At 75.8% G+C, this 5,176-nt stretch carries 2 protein-coding genes and 2 pseudogenes; 2 read left to right on the plus strand and 2 right to left on the minus strand.

The window, feature by feature from the left end; genetic code table 11:
- On the minus strand, window positions 1-184 hold a 184-nt coding region (locus JNW89_RS26885), incomplete at its 3' end, for a hypothetical protein (protein ID WP_238451134.1).
- 108 nt (window positions 185-292) lie between these two features.
- Here JNW89_RS26885 and JNW89_RS26890 point away from each other — a divergent pair.
- Window positions 293-1,108, plus strand: coding sequence for a zinc finger domain-containing protein (locus tag JNW89_RS26890; protein ID WP_238451135.1), 816 nt, complete (start codon window positions 293-295; stop codon window positions 1,106-1,108).
- Window positions 1,109-1,313: 205 nt separating this feature from the next.
- Window positions 1,314-4,921 (plus strand): annotated as a pseudogene (locus tag JNW89_RS26895) (hypothetical protein).
- Between the two features lie 34 nt (window positions 4,922-4,955).
- On the opposite strand, the pseudogene JNW89_RS26900 reads toward JNW89_RS26895, so the two are convergent.
- Window positions 4,956-5,176: pseudogene (locus tag JNW89_RS26900) on the minus strand (hypothetical protein); the annotation flags it as partial.

The raw sequence follows: 5,176 nt of genomic DNA on the forward strand, positions 1-5,176 counted from the left end.
GCCACCGGACGACGGCGAGGTCCGCGGACCAGGCGCTCGACGCCCGGCGCGGCGGAGGTGGCGACGGCGGGGAACGATCCGCTGGAGCGGCGAGCGCGGCGACGGGACGGAGACCCGCGGCGGCGGTGGCGGTCAGCACGCCCGCGAGCAGGGCGGACAGGGTACGAGATGGGGGACAGCCCACAGCATTCTCCTCAGAACCTCCTGATACTGCGTTGTCAAGACATGAAGGGGAAGCACCGTATAAATAGCGACACATGCGAATTCAGCTCGGCCGAGGGAGGATGGTGGGATGCCCGAAGGCGACACCGTCTGGAACACCGCCCGCGTCCTGCACCGGGCGCTGGCCGGCGCTGCCCTGACCGGCAGCGACTTCCGGGTGCCGCAGCTGGCCACCACCGACCTCACCGGGTGGACGGTGCGCGAGTCCGCCAGCCGCGGCAAGCACCTGCTGCTGCGCCTGGCCGCGCCGGAGGGGCGGTCGGACGTCCGGCACTGGACGCTGCACTCGCACCTGCGGATGGACGGTGCCTGGCGGGCGTACGCGCCGGGGGAACGCTGGGGGGCGCGGCCCGCGCACCTGATCCGGGTGGTGCTGCGCGCCCCGAGCGCGGTGGCCGTCGGCTACCACCTGCACGAGCTGGCCCTGCTGCCGACGGCAGAGGAGGAGTCCCTGGTGGGGCACCTCGGCCCTGACCTGCTCGGCCCGGACTGGGATGCGGCCGAGGCGGTCCGCCGGCTCGCCGCCCACCCGGAGGCCACCATCGGCGAGGCGCTGCTGGACCAGCGCAACCTCGCCGGAGTGGGCAACCTCTACAAGTGCGAGGTGCTCTTCCTGCGCGGCCTCTCGCCGTGGACCCCGGTCGGGGCGGTGCCCGACCTGGCCGGCACGGTGGCGCTGGCCCAGCGGCTGCTCGCGGCCAACCGGGGCCGTTGGACGCAGAGCACCACCGGCTCGCTGCACCGGGGCGGGACCAGCTACGTCTACGGCCGGCGCGCGCAGCCCTGCCGGCGCTGCGGCACCGCCATCCGCAAGGAGGAGTTGGGCGAGCGGGTCACCTACTGGTGCCCGAGGTGCCAGCCGGCACCCGACCCGGCGCAGCCCTGACCCGGCACAGCCCTGACCCGGCACAGCCCTGACCCGACCCGCCCGTCCGACAGGGACACGTACCGGATTGGGACGATTGGGTAGTTCCTAACCGGCCTCCCAGGTCGCATGCTGCGGTTGAGTGCTCACCGCTCGTCACTGCCGGGCGCGACCACCCGCCACGTCGAGGTGGCGGCCGCCGCGCCCCCAGGCCCCGGGGAGAGCCATGGCCCTGTTCCGCAGACTGCGCTCCAGCTGGCCGGTCCGCGCGGTCCGCACCGACCGCGTCGGTGGACCGACGGTGCCGGCGGCGCGTACCGGCGAGCCGGCCGGACCGGCGCCGGCCAGCCTGGACCCGGCCGCCGTCCCACGCTGCTTCGGGCCGGTACCCAACTTCGCGCACAGCCCGCTGCCGACGCTCGACGGGCACGGCCGGGTGGTGCCGGGCACCGGCATCCGCAAGTTCGTCGACGCGCTGCCGCTGCCCGGGCCGCTCGGGCGCAACGGGCTGGGCGCGCACCTGCCCGTCGCCGTGCCGGACACCATCAGCTACCCCGGCTGCGACTACTACGAGATCGGGCTCTGCGAGTACACCCAGCGGCTGCACCGCGACCTGCCCACCACCCGGCTGCGCGGCTACCGGCAGCTCAACCTCGGCACCGACCTCGACGGGCACAACACGGTCGCCCCGCCGGACCGGCCGTACCACCTGGGGCCGATGATCGTCGCGCGGCGCGGGCGGCCGGTACGGGTCAAGTTCATCAACCAGCTGCCCACCGGGCGGGCCGGCGAGCTCTTCCTTCCGGTCGACACCACCCTGGACGGTGCCGGCATCGGGCCGCTGGACGGGCCGGCGCCGTACCCGCAGAACCGGGCCGTGCCGCACCTGGCCGGCGCGCAGACCGGCTGGACCAGTGCCGGGAACCCGTGGCAGTGGGTGACGCCGGCGGGCGAGATCACCCCGTACCCGAACGGGCCGGGGCTGAGCCACGTGCCGGACATGCCGCCCCCCGGCCTGGGCGCCACCACGCTCTACTTCCCGAACGAGCAGAGCGGGCGGCTGATGTGGCTGCACGACAACACCCTCGGGACGTCCCGGCTGACCGTCTACTCCGGACAACTGGCCCCCTACCTGCTCACCGACCCGGCCGAGGAGCGGTTGGCGGCCGACGGGGTGCTCCCCGCCGAGCAGTTCCCGCTGGTGATCCAGGACAAGACGTTCGTCCCCGACGACGCCCAGCTCGCCGCCGAGGACCCGACCTGGGACCGGGACCGGTGGGGAGCCCGGGGCAACCTCTGGCACCCGCACGTCTACCAGCCTCGGCAGAACCCGTACGTCGCCTCCGGGCGCAACCCGACCGGGCGGTGGGACTACGGCCCCTGGGTGCCCGGTTCGGGCGGCGACGACCCGCTCTGGGTCGGCCCGGTGGACAACCCGCACCACGACCCGGTCGCCGCCCCGGAGGAGCCGCCCCGGGCGCCGGGCCTGCCGCACCCGAGCGCGGTGCCCGAGGCGTACGGGGACACCGCGCTGGTCAACGGGGTCGCGTACCCGTACCTGAAGGTGCAGCCGAAGGCGTACCGGTTCCGGATCCTCAACGCCTGCGCCGACCGCAGCCTCAACCTGGCGCTCTACCGGGCCCGCTCGGACGCCGCCATGTGGCACCCGGACGGCGCGCTGGCCGACGCCGGGGCCGGCGAGGTGCCGATGGTGGAGGCGATGCGCGCCTCGGGACGGCCGCCCGACTGGCCCACCGACGGGCGGGACGGTGGCGTGCCCGACCCCCGGGCGGCCGGGCCGCGCATGATTCGGATCGGCAACGAGTGCGGCCTGCTCCCCGCGCCGGTGGTGGTGCCGAACCGGCCGGTCGGCTACCGCTACGACCGGCGCGACCCGACCGTGCTCAACGTGGACACCCACGCGCTGCTGCTCGCCCCCGGCGAACGGGCCGACGTGGTGGTCGACTTCTCCACCGTCCCGCCCGGCGGCACGCTGATCCTCTACAACGACGCCCCGGCCCCGCTGCCCTGCTTCGATCCCCGCTACGACCAGCACACCGACGCCCCGGACCGGAGCGCCGAGGGCGGCGTCGCCGGCACCCGCCCCGGGTACGGCCCGAACACCCGCACCCTGCTCCAGTTCCGGGTTGCCGGCACCCCGGCCGAGCCGTACGACCTGGGCCGGCTGGGCGAGCGGCTGCCCGGGGCGTACGCGGCCAGCCAGCGACCGCCGATCGTGCCGCAGCCGGAGTACGACGCGGCGTTCGGCACCCGTACCGCCGGGCGGACGCTGGTGCCGGTGCACGCCACCACGGTCAGCTTCACCCCGGCCGGCGCCACCGCCCCGGTGACCCTGCCGATCCAGGTGAAGACGGTCGGCAGGTCTTCGAGCCGGGGCACGGCCGGCAGGCCGGGCGGCTCGGCGTCGCCCACCCGCACGCGGGGCCGCTCGGCCCGGCGTCCCTGCCGCTGGGCCCGGCCGACCCGGCTACCGAGGTGCTGGTCGCCGCCGAGCCGGACGGGCCCCCGGGCGCGGCGGTCGACGGCACCCAGGTGTGGCGGATCAGCGGCACCGGCCGGCAGACGCACGTGGTGCGGATCGGCGGCTGCGACGTGCAGCTGGTCAACCGGGTCGGCTGGGACGGCACCGTCCGGCCCCCGGACGGCGGGGAGCTGGGCTGGAAGGAGACCATCCGGGTGAACCCGGCCGAGGACGTGGTGGTCGCGCTGCGCCCGGTGGTGCCCCCGTTGCCGTTCAAGATCGGCGACAGCCTCCGGCTGCTCCGACCGACCGCCCGGCCGGCGCCCGGGTCGGCTCCACCCCGGTCAGCCCGCTCGACGGGCGCCCGGCGACGGTGGTCAACCAGCTGGTCAACCTGGGCTGGGAGTACCGCTGGTCCAGCGGCGCGGCCGGCCACCGCGACCTGGGGATGAGCCGGCCGCTGGTGCTGCGGGTCTCGCCCCGGGGGCCGAGCGGACTCACCGCGACGCCGATGCCCGGCTCGGCGACGGCGCTGCCGGCGATCGCCCTGGCCTGGACCGGCAACGGCAGCCGACCGCCGGCCAGCAGCCACCTGCTCCACCGGGCCACCGACCCGGCCTTCACCGAGGGACTGACCACGATCACCGTGGCGGCCACCGCCACCCGGTACACCGACGCGACCGTGACCCCCGGCGTCACCTACCACTACCGGATCCGGGCGGAGAACGCGGCGAGCTGCTCGGCCTGGTCCAACAGCGTCCCCGCGTCGGTACGCCTCAGCGCGCCGACCGGGATCGCCGCCGCCGTCCCGCCGGCCGCGCCGCTGCGGATCGCGCTGCGCTGGACGAACCGCTCCTTCGCCACCGGGATCGACGTGCAGCGGGCCACCAACCCCACCTTCACCAGCGGGCCGGCCACCACCGCCGTCGGCGTGGCGGACAACCACCTCGACCCGGCCGTCGCCCCCGGACACCACGTACTACTACCGGGTGCGCACCACGTACCTCGGCGCGGCGTCGCCGTGGTCGACGGTGGCCACGGTCACCACCCCGCCGGCTCCGACGGTGCCGACCGGGGTGACCGCCACCCCGAGCGCCCCCGCACCGGACACGGCCACGGTGGCGCTGAACTGGGCGGCGGGGACGCCGAACGGGCCGGGCGCGGGCTTCACCGTGCAGCGGGCGCTCGACCCGTCCTTCACCCGGGAGGTCGCCACCTTCACCGTCACCGGTCGAGGCTTCACCAACACCGGGCTGGCCCGGGGCGTGACGTACCACTACCGGATCCGCTCGTTCAACGTCGTGGGCAGCTCGCCGTTCACCGGGCCGATCCCGGTCACCACGCCGGACTGAGCCGCCCGGGCGGCGGTGTGCCCGGGCGGGCCGGTCAGCGGGTGGGGGCGCGCAGTGGCTCGCCGACGGCGCGCAGCTCAGCCAGGGCCGACGCCACGCCGTGCAGCAGGTCGGTCGCCTCGGTCAGCCGGGAGGCGGCCGGGTGCTCGGTGCTGGGGCGAGCGTCCTCGGCGACGTAGCCGGCCGCCGCCGCCACCAGCCCCTCGTACGCGGCCACCCCGCTGTCGAGCTGGCCGATCAGCGTCCGGTGCGCCT

Source organism: Micromonospora sp. 4G55 (assembly GCF_016803375.1).

Excerpts from the sequence above, each read along its gene's own strand:
- JNW89_RS26890 (WP_238451135.1), top strand. The coding sequence starts at position 293 with ATGCCCGAAGGCGACACCGTCTGGAACACCGCCCGCGTCCTGCACCGG.